Here is an 18,379-nt window from a genome sequence, read left to right as displayed (position 1 = left end):
CGTGAAAATCAAGGAGTGCGCATGAGCGACAAATGGACAAGCACCTCACTGCCCTACGTGCGCCCCCGCCGCCCCAAGCAGGTCGACGCCTGGACCGAAGAGAGCGCCAGCCGAGGCGGATCGCAGCAACTCCTCGCCGTCGCCGAGGCGCCACCACCGCCTGAAGTCGCGCAAAATCTCGGACTTCAAGACGGCGACTCTGCCGTCGTGCGACAGCGCATCATGCGGATCGGCGGCGAGCCGGTCGAGCTCGTCGACTCCTGGTATCCGCGATCAGTCGCGGCGGGCACGCCCCTCACGGAAACCCGGAAGATCCAGGGGGGAGCCCCAACGCTTCTCGCCAACCTCGGATACCTGGCACGTCAGGTCACCGAGGAAGTCGGCATCCGCCCCGCCACCACCGAGGAAGCGTCGCAACTCGACATCCGCGAAGGCGAGAACGTCCTGACGCTGCTCCGAACCTCCCACACGCAAGGAGGTCAGCCATTCGAGGTATCGCTGATGGTCATGAAGGGACCTCGGCACATCCGCTACGAGATCGAGGTCGACTGACATGGCCAAGCACAAGGACAAGCGCCCCATTGCCGAGAGAGTCGCGGCTGACCTTCGGGCGCTCGTCATGTCCGGCGAGTTGGAGCCCGGGCAGCAGGTGCCCAGCAACAGCGCGCTGACCGAGGCATATGAGACGTCGAACGTGACCATTCAGCGCGCCCTGAACATCCTCAAGGACGAGGAACTCCTTGAAGGGCGGTCGGGCAGCGGTGTGTACGTCCGAGCGGACGCCGCGCAGATCATCACGCCCGCGTCTTACATGGCGCCGTCGGCACCCGGCGAGCCGTACCGCTGGGTCAGCGAGGCCGCTGGCCGCGAGCAGCGCGGCAGCAACAAGATCCTCCGCGTGGCGGAGGTGACACCTCCGAAGCGGGTTGCCGCCGCACTCGGCCTGGACGGAAACGGCAAGGCAGTACTGCGCTCGCGCATCGGCCTGCTCGACGATGAGCCGGCCGAGTTGGTCAACTCCTACTACCCGGTCGAGCTTGCCCGGGATACGCGGCTAGCGGATCGCCGCCGAATCCCGGGCGGATCTCCGACGCTCCTGGCAGACATGGGCTTCCCCCCGCGCGAGCAGGCCGACGAGGTGACCGCCCGCAAGGCGACGCAGGAGGAGCACGCCCTGCTGGAACTCCCTGACGACGTCCCCGTCTTGGAGGTCTTCCGGATCGTGTACAGCGACGATCGCCGTGTCATCGAGGTGAGTGACGTGGTGAAGCCGGGCCACATCTACAAGCTCGGGTACCACCTGCCCGTGAGCTGATCAGCCCCTTTAGGCGCCCCCGTCCAGTAGGTCGGGGGCGCTTTGGCGTTCCGACGGGCACGGCATCTTGATAGGTCCATGAATAAGGTCTACCGTTTCGTTGCGTGAGAGTGGCCCCGGTCACACCACGTGCCTGAGGAGAGTCATGCCTGAACCCACCCCCGACCGCACCGCGCTCTACCGCCTGTACGACATCGAGAGCGATCTGCTGTACATCGGGATTAGCCGCACCCCCGAAGATCGCTTCAAGGTTCATGCTCGCTATCAGTCTTGGTGGCACCTCGTGGAGTACATCGATCTAACCTGGCTCCCCAGTTACGCCTTGGCCAGGATCGAAGAACTCGCACGACAGCGGGCCGAGCGCCCACCGTTCAACTCAATGGATCACTCACAGTGCCGCCTGAGCTGGGACATGCCAGCACTGAAGTACGACGCCGGGCCCGAGACCGCGCTCACCGCGAAGAGGATCCGGGAGGCGCTCACAGAGGGGCGCTGGCAGGCCGGGGAGCGCCTGGCCGCGCACGTCGCTAGCCGAACCCTCGACCTTTCCCCCTACCTTGCTGCGCAAGCGCTGGAACAGCTTCACGCTGAGGGGCTTCTGCGATCGCTGTGCAAGACGTTCGTCGTCACCGAGCGACCCGTCGCATGACAAAGGCCGATGTTCGAAGTGACGGAACTCGCGCGAGTCCCGGGGCCAACTGACCCACGATCGTCCCCGACCGGCAGGTCGGGGGTGCACCACGCACGGCGGCGCGGGGATGGCCCTCGTGCCGGTACGGCAACGCGAAGGGATCCGTGATGGATCTGCGCAAGTTCGCCGTTCTGCGCGGCGACGAAGAGAACTCGTCCGGTGAGACGGGCGACGGTAGTGATGGCGGAGAGGGCAACCCCTCCCAGGGTTGCGGCGACAACTGATCTGACCTGCCGGTGATCTAGGTTCCCCGCCGCTACGGTGGCGGCGGGGAATCCCGGCTACCAGGAGGCGCGTATGGGCAGGATGTTGAACGGGACGTCGCGGGTTCATTTGGCGCCGTTCACGGTGTCGTGGGAGGACCAGGGGCAGTGCGTGCTCGCTTACGCCCGCGAGGGGGGGATGGGGATCGTCGCGGCGGTGCAGGTCCCTGAGGTGCCGTATGGGGCCCCGTCGTTGTGGGATGTGGCGGCCCGTCATCTTCCGACGAACACCACGGATCAGGACGAGGCTTATGGTCGTTGGCTGTTGTGTGCGGGCTGGAGCCGGTCGGTGCTGCCGGACCCAAACGGGCTGGATCTGACGGGTGAGGCGTGGACGGTGAACGTCTCGAAGACGGCGATGTTGAAGGCGCCGGCTTACGGCTCGGACGGCGTCTACGTCGGCTACTTGTGGTTCGACAACCCGGCGGTGAACGCGAAGGCGCAGGGGCTGTTGGGCGTCACGGTGTAGTTCCGGCCAGATCCCTCTGCCGCCTGGTCTGTCCGCACACTCCGTGGGGCGTGCGCCAGATCCTATCGATTCGGACAAGTCGACGTTCGGCATGGTCACGATCTGCATGGCTGTCGGCTGCTTCCCGTGGTCGGAGATGCGCGGCTCGCACCGCCTGCTCTACGGTCGGTTTCCTCCCGGCGCGGCACGCCGCACTTCCAACTCAGCGCACTGTCCAGTGCGTTGACCTGCGATTACGGAACATCCGGATGTCTGCGATTCGCCTGCGCGTGACGCGGTCGTCGCCGTAGTGTCCGGGCATGGAAAAGGCCGGAGCCCGAAGGCCCCGGCCAGTCAACCAGCGAGCTGGAACTCGCTGATCAGTAGAGATCCAACGGCGTAAGAAGGAGAGCTCTGCCATGCAGTCTACGACTCGTGCCGTCTTAGCGCGGCCTGTCTTGTCCCCTGCCCGTCTGATGGATGCCCCGCTCGCCGATCTCCTCGTCGAGCTGGCTGTGGACCTGTACGACTCATCGATCACCGACCCGGGGTTCTTCGGCTTCGCGGCCGTCCGAGACAGCGGCCAGATCGCGCTGGGCATGCCGTCGGGCCGTGACGAGTTCGAGCGGGACACGGTCGCCCGGATGCTGCTGGGGAAGATGCTGGACATCCCGATGCCGCCGCTCCCCGAGGGGTTCGAGACCACAGTGCTGAAAGACGGTGCGCCGGTCACGGAGAGCCCGGTTTTGGCCAACGGTCGGGCGTAGGATGTGAGTTCAGATACGGCAGCGGCCGGACGGTCATCCGTCCGGCCGCTGCTGCGTTGTGAGCGGGTTACCAGCCCGCTGCCAGTGACCCACCGCGAAGTTAGGCACTGCCATGAAGATAGCGTTCCCCATCCGCGCCTGCCAGATGGGGGCTGCCGGGTGATTGTGGTCCACCGGACGAAGCACGCGAAGAACTTCGTACAGATGGCGAACCAGACGGTCCTGGACGAGAGGCTCAGTCGGCTGGCCCGTCAGATCCTCACCGAGCTCGTGGCCCGGCCTCCCGGGTGGCAGACGACTGCTGACGCCATGGCGGACGAGGGCAAGCGGCAGCGTGGGCCACGGGCCGAGAGCCGTCGCGCGATCCGTGCCGCGTTCGCCGAGCTTGAGGAGTTCGGTTACATGATCCGGACGCGGTCGAGGATCCCGAAAGGGCAGCCGAACGGGGGCGGTTTCATGACCACTCTCGATGTCTACGACGTTCCACAAACCGGACAAAATGAGGGCGGCAGATATGAGGGGGTTGGTCGATGGACCCCCTCATGAACGAGGGGGTTCGTGAGAGGCACGTCTTTACCTAAGACGGAGTACTCAATACGGGGCCTCAAAACCGGGCTGGCTAAAACGCCTCGCTCCTGCCCGGCCTTAGTGCGTGCGCGCGCGAGGGCTTGATCGCTAGCAGGCGAGCGGAAACGGAGATCGCGATGACGAAGACCGTGCGCGTCCAGCCGCACGTCCTCGACCAGTGCCTGCGGGACCCGTTCGAGGAGATGACCTACCTCCCGAAAGACATGATCCGCAATGCTCCGCTGAGCGTCGGTGCAATCGGGCTGCTGACAGAGTTGATCGTGTCCGACGACTGGGACATCGAGAACGCGCGAGCGGCAGAGCAGGAACGGCGGGCGGCGGGGAACCCGCCGGAGGACATCGACGAGTTGGTGGCCGAGCTGGAGACCGCCGGCTACGTCACCGTCGCGGTCCGCTGAGCACGCCACGGCGTCCTCGCCCGGCGTAGGCGGAGGCGCCGACTGGTCGAGGGCGGTTAGCCGGCGTCGGGGAGTTCTCCGGGTTCGGGTAGGCGTTGTTGTTCGCGGTCCCTCTGGCGCCGGTTTTCCTCGCGCATGGCGGTCGCCCACGGCCGGGGATCCTCTGCTGGGACGTCTGGTGGGACTTCGGGGCATACGAGGCGGTGGGCGATGCGGCAGACGGCGCCGGGGGTGGGTTCGGCGTCCCAGGTGTTGTAGGCGGTGCCGTCGCTCCCGATGATCCATCGCCGTCGGGGCGGGACCCGGTGGGCGGGGGCGGTCACGCCCGGTTCGAGGAGCACCCAGTGGCCCGAGTGTGGGGTAGCGAACCGGTCCTGGGCGAGGCCACAGAAGCGGCAGTTGGGCGGGGCCGGGGGTGGCGGGGCGGTGGCGCCTTCCAGGGCGGCCTGTACGTCCGGGTCATGTGACTGGTCGGGTTCGTGGCCGGTGTAGGGCACGCGTGCCGTGTACTCGTAGTCGTCTGGGTCCCCCATGTGACCAGGGTCTTCGTCATTGCAGGGCGGGGGTAAGGGTCGATTAGGCCGGAACGGCGGGAATGTGGTGGGGCAGGGCATATGCCCGGGTGGCACGTGGGTGCGCAGCGGGCTCGATCGCCTCATAGGCCCTGACCGGACGGCGCCCCCAACCGATGTGGTCGGGGGCGCCGCACTGTCACTGCCCGAGTGCCGCGATCCACGCGTCGATGGCCTGCCCGTGCTGGGGGCAGAGTGCGGGCGCCGCGCCGATGAGCGCCCCGGTCTCTTTGGCGCTGAAGCCGAGGCGGGTCTGTGCGGCGGCATCCTCGACGGACTGGCCTTGGTCGAGGAGCTTGCAGATGTGGTGGCCTTGTTCGGCGACGATGCTGGGCGTGACGCCCTTGAGGTCGCCGGGGTCGCCCTTGGCGGCCTGGTCGGCGTAGACCGCTTCTTGGGCGGCGTTCTTGATGCTGGCGGGGTTGTTGTCGGGCTTGCTGTTGTCGGGTTTGTCGCTGCCGCACGCGGTGGCGGTGGCGGTGAGGAGCAGGATGGCGGCGAGTGGGCGTCTGACGGTCACGGGATCCCCCTGGGGTCGGTGGCCGCCTAGTCCACCGCCGGACGCAGCACTGTGGGGCGGGTGTTGCGGAGTCGTGACGGAGTGTCGCCCGCACGGGTGACGGCCCCGGACACAGCGAAGCGCCCCCGACCGTGTGGTCGGGGGCGCTGTTGCGCGTCTGCGCCAACAGGACGCGCGGTGCACGGTTGGAGCCAGTAGCACCAGGAGTCGGGTCCACCGTAGCGTCGCCGACGGCGGCTGCCCAGGTACAGCGGGATTCTGGAGCGTTTCTGCATCAACTCGACGACGGACGACGCCTGCCGTCCTAGGGCCTGTCCGGTGAGTCGCCGAAGATGTCCGGCATTGGGGTTCACGCGGAGACCGTCTTCTGCCTCTTACCTATGAGGACCCACCTACGGAAGGGAATACCGTGAGCGACGAGGACGAGGCCGTGATGCGCTGGCTGGGTGAGAGCTACCAGGGGCTGCTGGGCGAGTTGGTCGTGGTCCTTGATGTCGAAACCGGCTTGGCGTCCATCGTGGGTGACTCACCGGACAGCCCCTAGTCCTGGATGACGGGCTTGTCCACGTCGCGGTGCTCGACGTCGACGCCGACTCCGCCGGCTCGGAGTGTGGCGGCGATTTCTTCGGCGAGGGCGACGGCGCGGTGTCGGCCTCCGATGCAGCCGATGGCGATCGTCACGAGGCGTTGCCGCTGGTTGGCCGCGTCGTCGAGGAGGGTCTGGGCGTAGTTGGCGACGTGTTGGATGTTGCCGCGTGCGCCGGGGGTTGCGAGGACGTGCTGGCGCACGGTCGGGTTGAGGCCGGTCAGGTCGCGTAGTGCGGGGTCGGTGTGGGGGTTGCGCAGGTGGCGGCGGGCGTCGACGGTCAGGTCGGCTTGGGGTGCCGGTGCGTGGCCGTACCCGAATGAGGTGATCACGACCTGGATGTGACTCGTCGGGTACAGCGTGGACAGGTCCGCGGGCATGGCGCTCTCGCTCGTCATGCCTCCAGGGTCGTGGTGGTTTCCGGCGGGCGGAAGTGGTTGCCTTTTGCCTCTTTCGGCAGGCGTCAGTCGGTGCCGAGTTCATGTTCGAGTCCGGCCAGGTCGGGATGCTCCCGGAGTTCGGCGGTGTCGCGCTGGCGTTTCTCGGGGAGGTAGGCGGCGGTGAGCTCGTCGAGGGTGATGTCGAGCGCTTCGGCGAGCTGGGTCCAGTCGTGGCCGGTGTCGCCGAGGATGAGGTGCGCGGTGAGCATGATCTGCTTCTTCGTGGTCGGATCATCGACAGCCCAGCCGGCGTCGCTGAACTTGAGGGTCAGCCATTCTTCGAACTGGGTTCCTGTGGACTGGATTTCGTGCATTTCGGTCTCTCCTTGCGTCGGCGCCGGGATGGCTACTCGGCGGTCGGAATGGTCACTCGGCACCCGCGCTGATGACGGCTGCGGCGATGGCGATCCAGCCCTTGTGCCAGGACTGGTCCATCAGGTAGCCGGCGCCGGGGTCGCGTTGGAGCCAGCCTGCGTGGCCGGTGGCGGCGGCGAGCTTGACGACTCCGTGGGGTTCCTCGTTGCGCCAGTGGCCGCCTTGCCGGTCGGCGACGTAGTGGGTGGCGGCGGAGACGGCGAGACCGAGGGAGGCGCGGCGCCAGCCGATGCGGAGGCCGAGGAGCCGGTCGGCGGCGTACAGGGCGGCGGCTTGGGTGGCGGTGTAGGTGGCGACGTGGGCAGCGCAGGCGCGGGCTCCCTCGGCGCCGGGCTGGCCCTTGGCGACGGCCTGCTTGTCGATCTGCACCCAGTGGTCGGCGACTTCGTGGGATGCGGTGAGGGCGGCGTAGGCGGCGGCGAATCGTGCAGCGGTGCTGGGCATCGGCGCTCCCTGGCGGGGTGGGGTGATGCGGTGCGTCAAGCGTCCCGTCGCCCGCCTGGCCGTTGTGGGAACTGTTTCCCACAACTGGCGTGACCACGGCCACGCTTGACCGGGTCACGGGTGGGTGACCTTGAGTCGGTTGGGCCGGATGTTGGTGGCGGCCTGCGGGGTGACCGTGTAGCCGTGGCTGCGGAGCACCTGGGCGTATGCGGTCAAGTGCGCGGCTTCGTCCGGGCCGTCATGGATGACGCGGCAGGTTCGCGGGCTGTCTTCGCGGACGTGAAAGTCGTGGTGGCCTGCCTTGGTGAGGTGGTCGATGATGGCGTTGGGCGCGATCCGCCGGGTCATGGCGATTCCGTTCCGTCGAGCGCGGCGTCAAGCAGCCACTGCTGCTCAGGGGTGAGTTGGGCGTACCGGCTTGGGCTGATGCGCAGCACGGTGCAGACGTGGAGGGCACGGAAGGCTTCGGCCGCGTCGAGCCCGCGATCGGTCACGATGTCGCCTCCGTTCCGTCGATCGCGGCGAGGATGCGTCGTCCGGCTCCGGGTTCGTTGCCGTCCGAGTACGCGCCACCGGTGATCAGCTCGTTGGCGATCTCCCGCACGCTGGTGAGGGCGGCTTCGGCCTTGTTGGCGCGGTCGAAGGCGTTGACCCAGGCGGCGGTCGCGAAGTCGCTCAACCGGAAGCGCTCGACCTCCCGCCACGCCTCCAGTACGCCCTGGGCTTTGGCGAGGCGTTCTTCGGCGCTGGCCTGGTTCCACTTCCAAATCCACTGGCCGGGGGTCAGGGCCAGGTGCTCGTCGACGACGGGTTCCTCGCCGGCGCGAAGCCGCGTCACCTCGGCCCTGGCCGTCCCGGCGCGTTCGTGGTCGCGGATGCTGGCGTCGAGCATGCGGGCGCAGGAGACGCAGGTGGTCGCCCAGTTGATCGCACTCTCGTACTCGGCGAGCGTGGTCAACTCGGGCCGTATCGCGGTGAGGACGGCGTCGGCGCAGCAGTCGTATTCGTCGGCGGGGACCTGGTTGCCGAGGTGGACCATGCCGTGCTCGCGCAAGGCCGCTGCGATCCGTTGCCCCAGCCCCGACGGGGTGGTGACACCCTTCTCGCCCGCGTCGAACGCGGCTTGTATGGCGGCCGGCTCTTCGTCGGGTTCATCGACCTGGATCAGTGATGGCGCGAGTGGTGGCCCGACGTGGACGTGGCCATCTGCGGCCTGGATGGTGGCGACGGTCTCGGCCTGCCCGCAGGCGCAGCGCTGCGCAACGCCAGGTGGTGCCGCAATGATCCGGGCTGGCTCGCCGGTGGCCATGGCCGGGTCGAGGTCGGCCTCGGTGAGGTCCGAGTCTGGCTGCCGGGGCATGTCGTAACAGCTGAGCCGTTCTCGTGCCGGATTCCCGGCGTGTCCTTCCTGCCAGCCCCACCGGTACAGTCCGGCAGCCTGTTTCGTGAGGTCGGCCCAGTCGGGGGTGTGGCAGAAGACGCAGGCGCGGACGGTGAGAGGGTGGCCGCCGAGGATGCGGGATTCGTAGTGGTGCTCACACGCGGTGTTTGCGGCCACCGGCTCGATGCCGCCGCCCGAACAATCTGCTGCATCCCTGCTGGCCACGGGGTTGTTCACGGTTGCAGCGGCTTGTTCGGGCCCGGGGCATTCCCACGGGTAGCCGAGCTTCTCAACGCCGTTGGCGATGCAGCCGGGGCAGTCGTCGGCGTTGCCGCCGATGTGGACGGCCCGGTCGCCTGGATGGGCCGTGCCGTGCTGGCGGATCTCGCCGTCGAGGTGGAAGAGGGCCGTGTCGAGTCCCGCAGCGATGCCCTCGTTGGCCTGCCGCGCCTCGGGCATCGTGCACTGGGGTGCGCGCTCAACGGCCCGGTCACGGTCTTGGGCGAGCCGTTCACGAAGCGCACGGAAGGCGGCGAGGATGTCGGGCTGGTCGGTCATGGCTTCTGCTCCGGGTCGCGGTTGGTGATCAGGTCGAGGTGCTGTTCGTCGGGGAGCTGGTGGAGGAACTGGGCGTCGCCGTAGCGGGCCTGCTTGTCGGCGAGCGCTTCGGTCTCGCTGCCGCCGTCGAGGGGGGTCCAGGTGGCGGTGCACCAGGGGTCGCCGTCGAAGCGGTGAAGGCGGCCGTGGCTGAAGCACCACGCGTAGGTGACCTCGTTCACAGGTACTCCTTGTTGTGGATGTCGTTGATCGTGTCGGGCCAGTCGATGTGCGCGGGTTCGCGTGTGGCTGCCCACGAGCCGCCCTTGGCGGCGAGCTTGAAGAAGTAGCCGGGGGCGGAGCAGTGGGACTCCCAGTCGCCGGCTCCCAGGCGGTGCAGGTGGAGAAACGCCTGCTCGTCGGAGTCCAGCGGCTGCGCGGCCCCTGCGGCAACGCCCTCGGGCTGGGGGTAGTCGATGCATGTGCACTCGCGGTACTCGTCCGACCAGCCGCAGCGCCCCATGCCCCAGCAAGTCGGCGGGCGTTCGGTCACTGGGTGCCGCTCCCGCCGAAGGACATTTGGATGCTGGCGCACAGCCATGTGAGCGCGGCCTGCTCGGCAGCGGTCGGTGACCAGCCCCGAGCGTTGAGGTCGGCGCGGATCCCGTCGGCGGCGTCGTAGATCGGGGTCATCTGCTCCTGGATCATGAGCAGGTGCGACGACAACTCGTGCCGCATCCGGTCGAGTTCGGCACGGTCAGGCAGCTCGGTCATCAGGGTCTCCGTTGGTGCGGGCGGTCGGTCGGCTGCGCCACCACGCTTCGTGGAGGCGTTGGATGGTGCGCTCCCGGCGGGCCACGGCGAGTCCGGCGGCGGCCAGGAGCACGGTCTCGACCGCGAGGACGAGGCCGAGGTGCGGGGGCGGTGGGCACCCGATGTCGGCGCCGAGGAGCCACCACAGCAGTCCGGCCGGGACGCCGCCCAGGAGGAGGCCGAGGGCGGCGTACACGGTGACGGTTCGGTACGGGAGGCGGGTCACGGGGCGGCACCGGATCGGCCAGAGGCCCGTGAAGGGCCCTCAGAGGCTCCAGGAGTTCCCCGCCCCTCCCGAGCCCCAACAGCGGCTCCTGAAGCGCCCCGTGGCCCTTCTGTGGCCCCGCGTGGGGTCTGGGAGGGGTGAAGGGGCCCGGTCGTCACGGCTTCGCCCCCGTCTCGACGGTGAACGAGATGACGATCTCCGCGTCGGTGACCTTGAACCGCAGCGCGTCATCAGCGAGCGGCTGATCTCCGGCGAGGCCGTGCCGCTCCCGGTACGCCATGTCGGCGGCAGTCCACGCCTTGGCGACCTCCGCCCCCGCAGCACCCCACGGTTCGGCCGCCGGGACGATCCACTCGTAGCGGGTCGAGGTGACGGTACGGACGGTGTGCGTGGCCATCAGGTCTCCTTGGTGATCGGTTCGAGGAAGTCGGCGCACAGCGCCTCACGTTGGGCCAGGTACGTCTCGGCGGCGTCGAGGTCCTCGGGGAGGTCGCCGGACGGCCGGGTCTCCCGCAGACGCGGGGCTGGTCGCCGGTTGGCAAGCCGGGCCAGGGCCTCACGGCGGCGGTCGTCGAGGCTCATCGGTCACCACCCGCCGACCCGGCGAGGGCTTCGGGCAGCGACACGTCCTCGGCGGTGATGATCCGCAGGCGCATGGCGACCGCAACAGCCTGCGCTCGGTCTCCCACTCCGAGAACCCGATAGGCGCCCTTGAGGAGACTGTTCACGGAACTGGCGGCGAGCCCCATGGAGATGGCGATCTCATCGTTCGTCTCGCCGTTCGCCGCGCAGACCAGGGCGGCGCGCTGCCGAGCCGTCAGCAGGGCGATCGCCACGCCGCCGGGATCGAACAGGCCACGGCGGCGGGCGAGGACGATGGCGTGGACCAGGTTGCGGCCCCCAAGGGCCCTGGTGGCATGGCTCAGGTACACGTCCACCGTCGACCTGGTGACCGTGAGCGCGGTCGCAATCTCCGGCCTGGTGGCGCCCTGCGAGAACAACTCCAGCGCCTGGAGCGGCCGCTTACTGATCAGGCGCTCGACGCGCTGCCGCCCAGCCCCGGTCATGTCTGCCCCCGTTTCACGTCGCGGTCGGTGACGAGCCGGCCTCGGGCGTTGAGGTGCCCGTCGGCGAGGGCGAGGAGCCGCACGGCCCGGCGGATCACGTCCGGCGTCGCTTCGCGGCGCCTGTCGTAGTGGGCGAGGATCTTGGCGGTCTCGGGGTCGATCAGGCAGTTCAGGCGCACCATGCGGGAGGGAAGGCTCGTCACGCCGCCACCCCCCGCGTCTCGTCGCCGAGGAGGCCCTGCTGATGGGCGAGCGCCACAAGATGCGGGCGGCCGGTGGCACCGAACTCGCCGGACAGCCGGGCGATGTTGCCCTTGACCGCAGCGTGGCCGATGCCGAGCTTGCGGGCGGTCTCCTCGGTCGTCAGCCCGGCCGCGATCAACTCCAGTACGCGCAGGTCCCGTTCACGGAGGTCGACTAGCTGGCGCGGTTCGGCGCGCAGGCCGTCCATCAGCCCGTGCCGGTACGCCCAGTCGACGATCACCGTGGCGCCGTGGGCTCCCGTCGCCTGGGTGATGTCCCGGATGTGGCCCTTGACGCTCTGGTCGCTGAGGTGGAGGTGGCGGCCGATCTGCGCGTAGCTGTGGCCACGGGCGAGCCCGGCGATCACAGCAAGGTGGCGGCAGGTCAGCGGCGGCGGAAGGATGGTCATGGCGTACTCCGGTTGATCACTCGGGCGAGGGCGAGGGGGTCGGGGTGCGGGTCTTCGCCTGCCGCCACGGCGAGGTGGACGTCGCCGTGGCAGGGAAGCGCCCTGGCGCACCAGCACATGACGTCGCGGTCGGCGAGCTCGCTGCGGATGGCGGCAAGCAGCACGGGCTGGTCGGCGATCCACTCGGCGTACAGGTAGACCGCTGTCTCGTGAGCGGCGTACCGGGTGTCGCACTCCACCCAACGCTTGCCATCGGGCGGGGCCGGGGCGCGGTCCCCTGCTGTCCAGGACGCCGCCCAACCGTGCGGGGTCTGGGCGACCGCCCACGGGTTGCCCCACCGGCTGCCACGCCCGACGTACACGGGCCTACGGCCCTCGGCGTCGAGCGGCGCGGTCCAGCCGCGCTGCCGCTTGCGCTGGATGCGGGTCGACATCAGGCGCACCTCCCCGGCCAGTTGGCGGCCTGCCGGACGAGCGCCCGGACTTCTCGGGCGACGTCGGCGGGCGTGACACCGCCCCGCATCGTGACCGCTGGCTCGACGGGCTCAACGTCGACCTGCGCCTCGTCGGCCATGACGGCGCAGTCGCGGCGGTGTTCCTCGTAGGTGATGCCGGACAGGAGCGTGGTCGAAGCGAGCGGGCCGCCGCAGGTGCAACTCGGTGCCTCCTGCTGCGCCTCGTCGGCCTTGCGGCGGAGCTCATGGGCCCAGTCACACGGGCAGTCCATGAACGCTTCCTCGGCATCCGAGTGGTCCGGACAGTGAGCCGTCCAGTCATCGGCTGCTCCTCGCAGCACGGCCGCCGGATCGGCGACGAGGCTGCGCACCACCGCAACGTGCCGGGCGTGCTCGGCCTCGTACCTGGCCTTCCAGTCAATGCCGTCCGCAGCGCGGTCGGCGGGCTCGGGCAGCACGGCCAGGTCCACGGCGGGCTGCTGCGTCAGGTAGAGGCGGTCATCGACAGTCACGGTCGCCTTGTGCGCGGCTGCCGCCTCCTCGATGCGGTCCTTGAGATCGTCGAAATCAGGCTTCGCCAGATGGAACGCTTCGACGAGGATGTCGGCCGTGATGCGATCAGTCATGGTCATCTCCTTGGTGGTGGTGGTGTCCTGACGGCAGGCCCGGCGGTCTGAGCCACCGCCGGGCCGCGTGGGCGGGTGGTGGGTCAGTTCGTCGGCCACAGGAAAACCGCGGGGACGGCGTCGTCCGGGGCCTGCGTCCAGTCGTCCGGGTCGTCCTCGGCGAGGCGTTGCGACTCGGGCATGTACCACTCACCGGCCCACGTGGTGTCGGCGCGGTACATGGCGTGATGGGCTTCGACGAGGGGCGAGTAGCGGTTGCCCTCCGAGTCCTTGGCGATGATCACGATCGTGTCGCCGGGCAGACGGAGGGCGTCGAGCTGCTGGCGAAGTTCGGCGAGGGTCACAGGTGTTCTCCGTTCGGCGAGTGGGATGCGGCGGTCAACGGCAGGTGGTCCGGGTCGACGGGGCGCGGCGTCGGCGGCGGGGCAGGCGGGGTACTCACCGGGCCTCCCCGACGTACCGGTAGCCGGTGCTCGTTGGCCGGAAGCGGTTCAGACGGATACGCGTGCGGCGTCCAGGCTTGGCGTGCAGATGGCCCGTGCCGCGCGGCACGGCGAGTTCGACGAGCGCATGAGTGGCGTCGACTTCGACGATGCGCACCCGGCGGCCGAGGCTGCGCGGATCGTTGTCCTGCCAGACCTGGCCGACGGCGGGGGTGGGTGTTTCAGGCATTTCGGGTCCTTTCGGCTGAGGATCAATCACGTGGGCGGGACGGGAGGGGTACGAGGCGCTGTACGGGCCGTAGGAGCCCGAACGGGGAGCCGGAGCACCCGAGGGGCCCCGAGACGCCACAACGGCGCCAGGACGCGTCCCCGTGGGGCCCTGGGCGGCATCAGGGGACACGGATTCCGGGAGCACGGCCGTCGTCGTGGCACGGCAGGCAGTCATGCGGCGGCGCGGCGCTGGTGCGGCAGGACGACGCGCTCCAGGGCGGCGGAGATGCGGACCACGGGTCGGCTGGGTCACGTGGGCGTCCGGGCGGCCGCCAGCAGCTCCTCGTAGGCGCGGGCCGCAATCTGTAGCTCCCCGCACCGGGAGTCGCACCGCTCACCCGTCGACGGGTTCCGCACCTCGGTGCCGGCGCGGGCCAGTTGCTGGTGGTGCAGCCCGTCGTGGAGCTGTGCCGCGGTCTGCCAGGTGACGTCGCGTGCGGTCAGGGGTGGGGTGCAGGTGCAAGGTCGGAAGATCCCGCCGGCGAACAGGGTCAGCAGGTTCGTGTAGTCGTCGCGGCGCTTGGACTGGGTCCACAGCCAGCGGGCGAACGTCGGCCGCAGCGCCAGCAGCGGGACGGTGCCGTCGCCGGTGCAGTGGTGGGCGTACAAGCGGCCGTTGTTGCGGATGCGGATCTCGCCCGGGCAGTCCGCGCACCGGCCCAGGCGCGGCAGCGGGGCGGGGATGGGTGTGGTCGTGTGGGCGGGCCAGGCGGTGATGGTGATCGTCATGCGACCTCTCCCGACTGCGGCTGACAGTTGTGGCGGGCGGCCGGGTTGCCGCCGCATTTGGCGCACGTGCAGACGTCGGGCGGCGGTGTGGGGCCCGACGCCGCGGTCCCGAGCGGCCAACCGCCGACGTGGGTGATCCGGTAGGGGGCCGGTTGATCTTCGGTGGGCTGTGCGGGCGCGGGTTTGGCGGTAGCGCGGCCACTGATCTGGGCGAGGAGGGCGTCGAAGTCGCCCTGCGCCTTGATCGCGGCAACGTCTTCGGCGCTGATGTCTTTCACCAGGCGCCTGCCTCTTCGGAGTCGCCGGTGGCGCTGGCTGCTGGCCCGGAGATACGGGTGAACTTGAGCTCTGCGGAACCAGATTGGAATCCGTGCGCTTCGGCGAGACCACCGCTGCAGGCACGACAGCAGGGCGTGTCGAACCACGTAGTGCGCTGACAGTCTGGGCAGCGGACGAGCCATGCGGCGCGTCCTCGGGTGGAGCTCCACGTGGTGAATCCGCCGTGGCGCCACGCCAGGCGGCGCTTGGCGCGGTACGGCCAGTGGTCGTAGTTCTCGTCCATCGACGGGCTGAAGGGCCGCGGCGGGTGGCCGACCAGGACGAGTTCGCCACCGGGCCAGCGGCATGAGCAGTGCTGGATTCCCCGAACCTGCGGACAGGTGCAGGACAGCGATTCGCCGAATTCGAAGGCTTTCTCGATGCGGGGCACGCCGGTGCCTTTGACCTCCAGCCACGTGCCTATCTCCGGGAGCTTGAAGTCCGGCAGGTACCGCGCCCCGGACGGCAGCGTGACCATCTCGGGCTCGTACTCCCAGGTGATGCCGAGGGAGTCGAGGGTGGCGGCCCAGGATGCTTCCAGAGCGGAGCGGAAGGCTGTTCCCCGGTACACGGTCGGCAGAGACTCGAAGGTCATGTCGCCGTCGATGGCCGAACCCGTGGGGCTTTCGCGCCGAAGTCGGGCGGTCTCGATGCGGTCTGTGAGTACTTCGCCGATTGAGCGGCGAGTGGAGGCGTCCCAGGTGCTCATGCCGCGCCCCCGAGGGCATTGGTGGGCGTCCACGTGGGAGGGGCGACGGAGCGGAGCCGCCCGAACTCCCCCTGGAAGTTGAGGGTGATCTCCCGGCCCTGCTGGCCGTTGCGGTTCTTCCCGATGATCAGGTCGACGGTGCCTGCGGTCGGCCCGGTGTCAGATCCGTCGGGGGCGAGCTCGCGGTGGAGCAGGAGGATGACCGACGCGTCCTGTTCGATCTGGGAGGAGTCCTTGAAGTCAGTGACGAGGGGCTTGCGGCCGACGCTGCTCCGGTTGAACTGGGCAAGGGCGATGACGGGGACCGTGAACTCGTCTGCGATCAGCTTGAGCCCGCGGGAGATCTTTGCGACTTCCTGCGCCCGGCTGGCGTCGCCTCCCTTGCTGGACTCGGGCGTGATGAGCTGCATGTAGTCGACGACTACCAGGCCGGGTGGGGTGCCCTGGGAGACCATCCACCGGACCCGGGCCCGGATCTTCGGCACGGTGAGGGCGGCGGTGTCGTCGAGGATGAACTGGTCGGCTTTCTGGAGTCGGCCGGACACCTTCGCGATGCGGGCCCAGTCGTCGTCGGTGAGGCGGCGGCGGATCAAGTGGTCGAGCTTGACGCCTGCTTCGGCGGCCGTGAGGCGGGCGATGAGTTCCTTGCTCGTCATCTCCATCGAGGCGAACAGGACCGGCTTGCTTCGGCGTAGGGCGATGTGCGCGGCAAGGTTCATGCCGAGCAGGGACTTGCCGCCTCCGGTTGCGGCGCCGACGACAGTGAGCTCCTTGGGCTTGAACTGGACGACCTCGTTGAGGTCCTTCCATGGGGAGTCGAGGGCGTCAGGGTCGTGTCCTGCGTTGAGTTCGTCGACGAACGCCGGCCAGTTCGCGGCGACGGACAGGCCTTCCTCGGTGCTGGCGCCTGCAGCCTCGGCGAGGAGGGACTGGAGGTCTGCCGAGGCCTTGTCGAGGATGGCTTCGGGTTCGGCTTCGGCAAGCCGGGCGGCTGACGCCATTTCCGTGCCGATCTCCAGGAGTCGGCGCAGGCGGTAGAGGCGCTGGACGATGTCGGCGTACCAGGCGGTGTTGGCGGCCGTGGGGATCGTCTGGACGCAGTGGTGGAGGTAGTTGCGGCCGCCGACCTTGTCGAGGTCGCCGCTGCGCTTGAGGTGGTCGGCGACGGTGATGGGGTCGGGTCGGCTGCCGGGCTTGCCGTGGAGGTCGAGGACAGCCCGGTAGATCGTCTCGTGCTTGGGCCAGTAGAAGGCTGTCCCTTGGCCGAGCACACTTTCGGCGTCGTTGACTCCGAGGGGGGCCAGCAGCATGCCCCCGAGCACAGCCTGTTCGGCTTCCAGATTGCGGGGTGGTTCGAAGGCTGCGGGGCTGTCGAGGTCGTCGGCTGGCGGTTCGTCGAACAGGTCGGTCACGGTCGGACTCCTTGAGTGGAGGGGTGACATAGGCGACAGGGGACGAGGACGGGCAGGCCGTCGCCGTCTTCGATTTCTCGCAGTCGGCTGTCGGGATGGCAGTCGAGTTCGCCGCAGTGCGGCGGCAGGGGGGCAAGGGGCGAGTCACGGCTGGGCGGGGTGTAGCCGGGCGGCAGCGGAGCGAGTTGGCGCCAGCCGGGGATGAAGTACTTCGCGGACTCGACGCTGGTCCGGCTTGCGACTTTGACGGCGAAGTCGGTCATTGCGTTGATGCCGGACTTCTTGATCAAGGCTTCGATGACGAACCACTGGTTGCCTTCGAAGGGCCAGCGGATGTACCCGAGCCCGGCTCGGGTCATGGCGTCGATGAGGGGGCGGACGTTGCGGGGGATGCCGTAGTCGTGGTCGTGCTGCGGGCCCTCCGGCCCTCCCTCTTGCTTGCTGGGTACTGGGAATGGGGAGTGTGGGCCTGATTCCGGCCCACTAGAGGGCCTGATTCCGGCCCACTGTGGGCCTGATTCCGGCCCACTAGCGTGATCATGGTTAGTGCCTAGTGGGCCTGATTCCGGCCCACTAGCTCCGGTCCGGGAACCTTCTAGTGGGCCTGATTCCGGCCCACTAGAAGTTGACGGCCGGATGAATCCGACGGCCTTCGGAAGGCTGTAGAGAGACGACCGGGTCCCCTTTCCCTGCTCGATGATCTGAAGCTCCCCGTCCTCGACGGCCTTCTGCACGGCACCCTTCGCCACGGACCGTGAAGCGTTGAGCGCCTGCATGAAGTCGGCATAGCTGAGCCGCACCTCGCACGACGAGGAGCGCACCTGGTCCGCCACGAAGAGCAGGGCGAGCCGGGCGTTTCCCCTTGACCGGGAGTGCTTCCACACCCAGTGCATCGCGTCGAGGGTCACGTGCTTCCTTCTTCCGAGAGGGCTTCTTGCTGGTCAGCGTGGGTTTGGGCAGCCCTCATGGAGGCGGCGGGGCCTGTTGCTGCGCGGCTTCGCTCGCATCTGAATTGTACAACCCGACGGACATTACAACAGGGCTAATGTGTATCCTGGGCGCATGAGTGAGTCCGCCGTAGAGCGCATGGGAGTCTCGGAGGCCCGCGCCAACCTGACCGAGGTCATCGCGAAGGTGCGCCTGCTCAAGCTGCAGGTCGTGCTCACGCGGCGCGAGAAGCCACAGGCCGTCCTCGTCTCCCCCGAGTTCTATGAGCAGGCCCTTGAGGACCGGCGCCGTGTCGCCGCCCTCGATGAGGGCACGGTGAAACAGCGCGCTGCGCTCCTGGCGTCCATGCTCAAGAAGCTCGACGAGATCAACTGACACCGCCCCCT

34 protein-coding genes are annotated in these 18,379 nt (G+C 68.7%); 8 read left to right on the top strand and 26 right to left on the bottom strand.

Features of this window, described 5'->3' with window-relative positions; genetic code table 11:
* Positions 1 to 21: 21 nt before the first annotated feature.
* The 6 genes from BG418_RS15190 to BG418_RS15165 all read left to right on the top strand — a co-directional run bounded on the left by BG418_RS15190 (position 22) and on the right by BG418_RS15165 (position 4,470).
* The gene (locus BG418_RS15190) at positions 22 to 552 is read left to right on the top strand and encodes a GntR family transcriptional regulator (protein ID WP_188274362.1); all 531 of its coding nucleotides are present in this window, start codon (positions 22 to 24) and stop codon (positions 550 to 552) included.
* 1 nt (position 553) lies between these two features.
* Positions 554 to 1,315 carry a GntR family transcriptional regulator gene (locus BG418_RS15185; RefSeq protein ID WP_188274361.1) on the top strand — a complete coding sequence of 254 codons (762 nt, stop codon included), beginning with the start codon at positions 554 to 556 and terminating at the stop codon, positions 1,313 to 1,315.
* Between the two features lie 145 nt (positions 1,316 to 1,460).
* Positions 1,461 to 1,964, top strand: a complete 504-nt coding sequence (locus BG418_RS15180) for a hypothetical protein (protein ID WP_188274360.1) — start codon at positions 1,461 to 1,463, stop codon at positions 1,962 to 1,964.
* A gap of 339 nt (positions 1,965 to 2,303) precedes the next feature.
* Entirely contained in the window at positions 2,304 to 2,738 is a 435-nt protein-coding gene (locus tag BG418_RS15175) for a hypothetical protein (RefSeq protein ID WP_188274359.1), read from the top strand.
* A gap of 455 nt (positions 2,739 to 3,193) precedes the next feature.
* Positions 3,194 to 3,484, top strand: a complete 291-nt coding sequence (locus tag BG418_RS15170) for a hypothetical protein (protein WP_188274358.1) — start codon at positions 3,194 to 3,196, stop codon at positions 3,482 to 3,484.
* A 704-nt stretch (positions 3,485 to 4,188) separates the two neighbouring features.
* A complete protein-coding gene (locus tag BG418_RS15165; RefSeq protein ID WP_188274357.1) occupies positions 4,189 to 4,470 on the top strand; it encodes a hypothetical protein in 282 nt (93 codons plus the stop codon).
* A 56-nt stretch (positions 4,471 to 4,526) separates the two neighbouring features.
* On the opposite strand, the gene BG418_RS15160 is transcribed toward BG418_RS15165, so the two are convergent.
* On the bottom strand, positions 4,527 to 5,003 hold the full coding sequence (locus tag BG418_RS15160) for a DUF6083 domain-containing protein (protein ID WP_223184812.1): 477 nt from the start codon (positions 5,001 to 5,003) through the stop codon (positions 4,527 to 4,529).
* Positions 5,004 to 5,181: 178 nt separating this feature from the next.
* A complete protein-coding gene (locus BG418_RS15155) occupies positions 5,182 to 5,562 on the bottom strand; it encodes a DUF732 domain-containing protein (RefSeq protein ID WP_188274356.1) in 381 nt (126 codons plus the stop codon).
* Between the two features lie 409 nt (positions 5,563 to 5,971).
* Between BG418_RS15155 and BG418_RS40525 the strand changes: the two genes are divergently transcribed.
* Positions 5,972 to 6,106, top strand: coding sequence for a hypothetical protein (locus tag BG418_RS40525; RefSeq protein WP_262928584.1), 135 nt, complete (start codon positions 5,972 to 5,974; stop codon positions 6,104 to 6,106).
* Here BG418_RS40525 and BG418_RS15150 read toward each other — a convergent pair.
* The 24 genes from BG418_RS15150 to BG418_RS15035 form a co-directional block, all read right to left on the bottom strand.
* Complete coding sequence (locus tag BG418_RS15150; RefSeq protein WP_223184811.1) at positions 6,103 to 6,546, bottom strand: RNase adapter RapZ; 444 nt, start codon at positions 6,544 to 6,546, stop codon at positions 6,103 to 6,105. The genes BG418_RS40525 and BG418_RS15150 overlap by 4 nt on opposite strands.
* A gap of 65 nt (positions 6,547 to 6,611) precedes the next feature.
* On the bottom strand, positions 6,612 to 6,902 hold the full coding sequence (locus tag BG418_RS15145; RefSeq protein WP_188274355.1) for a hypothetical protein: 291 nt from the start codon (positions 6,900 to 6,902) through the stop codon (positions 6,612 to 6,614).
* Between the two features lie 52 nt (positions 6,903 to 6,954).
* Positions 6,955 to 7,407, bottom strand: a complete 453-nt coding sequence (locus BG418_RS15140; RefSeq protein ID WP_188274354.1) for a hypothetical protein — start codon at positions 7,405 to 7,407, stop codon at positions 6,955 to 6,957.
* A gap of 114 nt (positions 7,408 to 7,521) precedes the next feature.
* Positions 7,522 to 7,755, bottom strand: a complete 234-nt coding sequence (locus BG418_RS15135; protein ID WP_188274353.1) for a hypothetical protein — start codon at positions 7,753 to 7,755, stop codon at positions 7,522 to 7,524.
* Positions 7,752 to 7,901 (bottom strand): hypothetical protein, encoded by a 150-nt coding sequence (locus tag BG418_RS15130; RefSeq protein ID WP_188274352.1) that lies wholly within the window; start codon positions 7,899 to 7,901, stop codon positions 7,752 to 7,754. Before BG418_RS15130 ends, BG418_RS15135 begins: the two co-directional genes overlap by 4 nt.
* Entirely contained in the window at positions 7,898 to 9,346 is a 1,449-nt protein-coding gene (locus BG418_RS15125) for a hypothetical protein (RefSeq protein ID WP_188274351.1), read from the bottom strand. The genes BG418_RS15130 and BG418_RS15125 overlap by 4 nt, the downstream gene beginning before the upstream one ends.
* Positions 9,343 to 9,567, bottom strand: coding sequence for a hypothetical protein (locus tag BG418_RS15120; protein ID WP_188274350.1), 225 nt, complete (start codon positions 9,565 to 9,567; stop codon positions 9,343 to 9,345). Before BG418_RS15120 ends, BG418_RS15125 begins: the two co-directional genes overlap by 4 nt.
* Positions 9,564 to 9,878, bottom strand: a complete 315-nt coding sequence (locus tag BG418_RS15115) for a hypothetical protein (RefSeq protein ID WP_188274349.1) — start codon at positions 9,876 to 9,878, stop codon at positions 9,564 to 9,566. Before BG418_RS15115 ends, BG418_RS15120 begins: the two co-directional genes overlap by 4 nt.
* Complete coding sequence (locus BG418_RS15110) at positions 9,875 to 10,099, bottom strand: hypothetical protein (protein WP_188274348.1); 225 nt, start codon at positions 10,097 to 10,099, stop codon at positions 9,875 to 9,877. Before BG418_RS15110 ends, BG418_RS15115 begins: the two co-directional genes overlap by 4 nt.
* Positions 10,083 to 10,364 carry a hypothetical protein gene (locus tag BG418_RS15105; RefSeq protein WP_188274347.1) on the bottom strand — a complete coding sequence of 94 codons (282 nt, stop codon included), beginning with the start codon at positions 10,362 to 10,364 and terminating at the stop codon, positions 10,083 to 10,085. Before BG418_RS15105 ends, BG418_RS15110 begins: the two co-directional genes overlap by 17 nt.
* A gap of 154 nt (positions 10,365 to 10,518) precedes the next feature.
* Complete coding sequence (locus BG418_RS15100; RefSeq protein WP_188274346.1) at positions 10,519 to 10,761, bottom strand: hypothetical protein; 243 nt, start codon at positions 10,759 to 10,761, stop codon at positions 10,519 to 10,521.
* A complete protein-coding gene (locus tag BG418_RS15095; protein ID WP_188274345.1) occupies positions 10,761 to 10,946 on the bottom strand; it encodes a hypothetical protein in 186 nt (61 codons plus the stop codon). The genes BG418_RS15100 and BG418_RS15095 overlap by 1 nt, the downstream gene beginning before the upstream one ends.
* On the bottom strand, positions 10,943 to 11,431 hold the full coding sequence (locus BG418_RS15090; protein ID WP_188274344.1) for a helix-turn-helix transcriptional regulator: 489 nt from the start codon (positions 11,429 to 11,431) through the stop codon (positions 10,943 to 10,945). Before BG418_RS15090 ends, BG418_RS15095 begins: the two co-directional genes overlap by 4 nt.
* Complete coding sequence (locus tag BG418_RS15085) at positions 11,428 to 11,634, bottom strand: hypothetical protein (RefSeq protein WP_188274343.1); 207 nt, start codon at positions 11,632 to 11,634, stop codon at positions 11,428 to 11,430. The genes BG418_RS15090 and BG418_RS15085 overlap by 4 nt, the downstream gene beginning before the upstream one ends.
* Complete coding sequence (locus BG418_RS15080) at positions 11,631 to 12,083, bottom strand: LuxR C-terminal-related transcriptional regulator (protein WP_188274342.1); 453 nt, start codon at positions 12,081 to 12,083, stop codon at positions 11,631 to 11,633. The genes BG418_RS15085 and BG418_RS15080 overlap by 4 nt, the downstream gene beginning before the upstream one ends.
* Positions 12,080 to 12,517, bottom strand: coding sequence for a DUF4326 domain-containing protein (locus BG418_RS15075; protein WP_188274341.1), 438 nt, complete (start codon positions 12,515 to 12,517; stop codon positions 12,080 to 12,082). The genes BG418_RS15080 and BG418_RS15075 overlap by 4 nt, the downstream gene beginning before the upstream one ends.
* Complete coding sequence (locus BG418_RS15070) at positions 12,517 to 13,263, bottom strand: hypothetical protein (protein WP_188274340.1); 747 nt, start codon at positions 13,261 to 13,263, stop codon at positions 12,517 to 12,519. The genes BG418_RS15075 and BG418_RS15070 overlap by 1 nt, the downstream gene beginning before the upstream one ends.
* Positions 13,248 to 13,508, bottom strand: a complete 261-nt coding sequence (locus BG418_RS15065) for a hypothetical protein (protein WP_188274339.1) — start codon at positions 13,506 to 13,508, stop codon at positions 13,248 to 13,250. The genes BG418_RS15070 and BG418_RS15065 overlap by 16 nt, the downstream gene beginning before the upstream one ends.
* A 94-nt stretch (positions 13,509 to 13,602) precedes the next feature.
* On the bottom strand, positions 13,603 to 13,836 hold the full coding sequence (locus tag BG418_RS15060; RefSeq protein ID WP_188274338.1) for a hypothetical protein: 234 nt from the start codon (positions 13,834 to 13,836) through the stop codon (positions 13,603 to 13,605).
* A 290-nt stretch (positions 13,837 to 14,126) separates the two neighbouring features.
* Complete coding sequence (locus BG418_RS15055) at positions 14,127 to 14,606, bottom strand: hypothetical protein (RefSeq protein WP_188274337.1); 480 nt, start codon at positions 14,604 to 14,606, stop codon at positions 14,127 to 14,129.
* Positions 14,603 to 14,884, bottom strand: a complete 282-nt coding sequence (locus BG418_RS15050; RefSeq protein ID WP_188274336.1) for a hypothetical protein — start codon at positions 14,882 to 14,884, stop codon at positions 14,603 to 14,605. The genes BG418_RS15055 and BG418_RS15050 overlap by 4 nt, the downstream gene beginning before the upstream one ends.
* The gene (locus BG418_RS15045; protein WP_188274335.1) at positions 14,881 to 15,519 is read right to left on the bottom strand and encodes a hypothetical protein; all 639 of its coding nucleotides are present in this window, start codon (positions 15,517 to 15,519) and stop codon (positions 14,881 to 14,883) included. The genes BG418_RS15050 and BG418_RS15045 overlap by 4 nt, the downstream gene beginning before the upstream one ends.
* 110 nt (positions 15,520 to 15,629) lie before the next feature.
* A complete protein-coding gene (locus BG418_RS15040) occupies positions 15,630 to 17,045 on the bottom strand; it encodes a DnaB-like helicase C-terminal domain-containing protein (protein ID WP_317453657.1) in 1,416 nt (471 codons plus the stop codon).
* Complete coding sequence (locus BG418_RS15035) at positions 17,042 to 17,404, bottom strand: hypothetical protein (RefSeq protein ID WP_188274333.1); 363 nt, start codon at positions 17,402 to 17,404, stop codon at positions 17,042 to 17,044. Before BG418_RS15035 ends, BG418_RS15040 begins: the two co-directional genes overlap by 4 nt.
* A 703-nt stretch (positions 17,405 to 18,107) precedes the next feature.
* On the opposite strand from BG418_RS15035, the gene BG418_RS15030 reads away from it, so the two are divergent.
* Positions 18,108 to 18,368 (top strand): type II toxin-antitoxin system prevent-host-death family antitoxin, encoded by a 261-nt coding sequence (locus BG418_RS15030; protein WP_188274332.1) that lies wholly within the window; start codon positions 18,108 to 18,110, stop codon positions 18,366 to 18,368.
* Positions 18,369 to 18,379 lie beyond the last annotated feature (11 nt).

Origin of the sequence: Streptomyces sp. CBMA152, assembly GCF_014596475.1 — a bacterium.
Taxonomy (GTDB): Bacteria; Actinomycetota; Actinomycetes; order Streptomycetales; family Streptomycetaceae; genus Streptomyces.
This window is presented reverse-complemented; position numbering and strand designations above follow the sequence as displayed.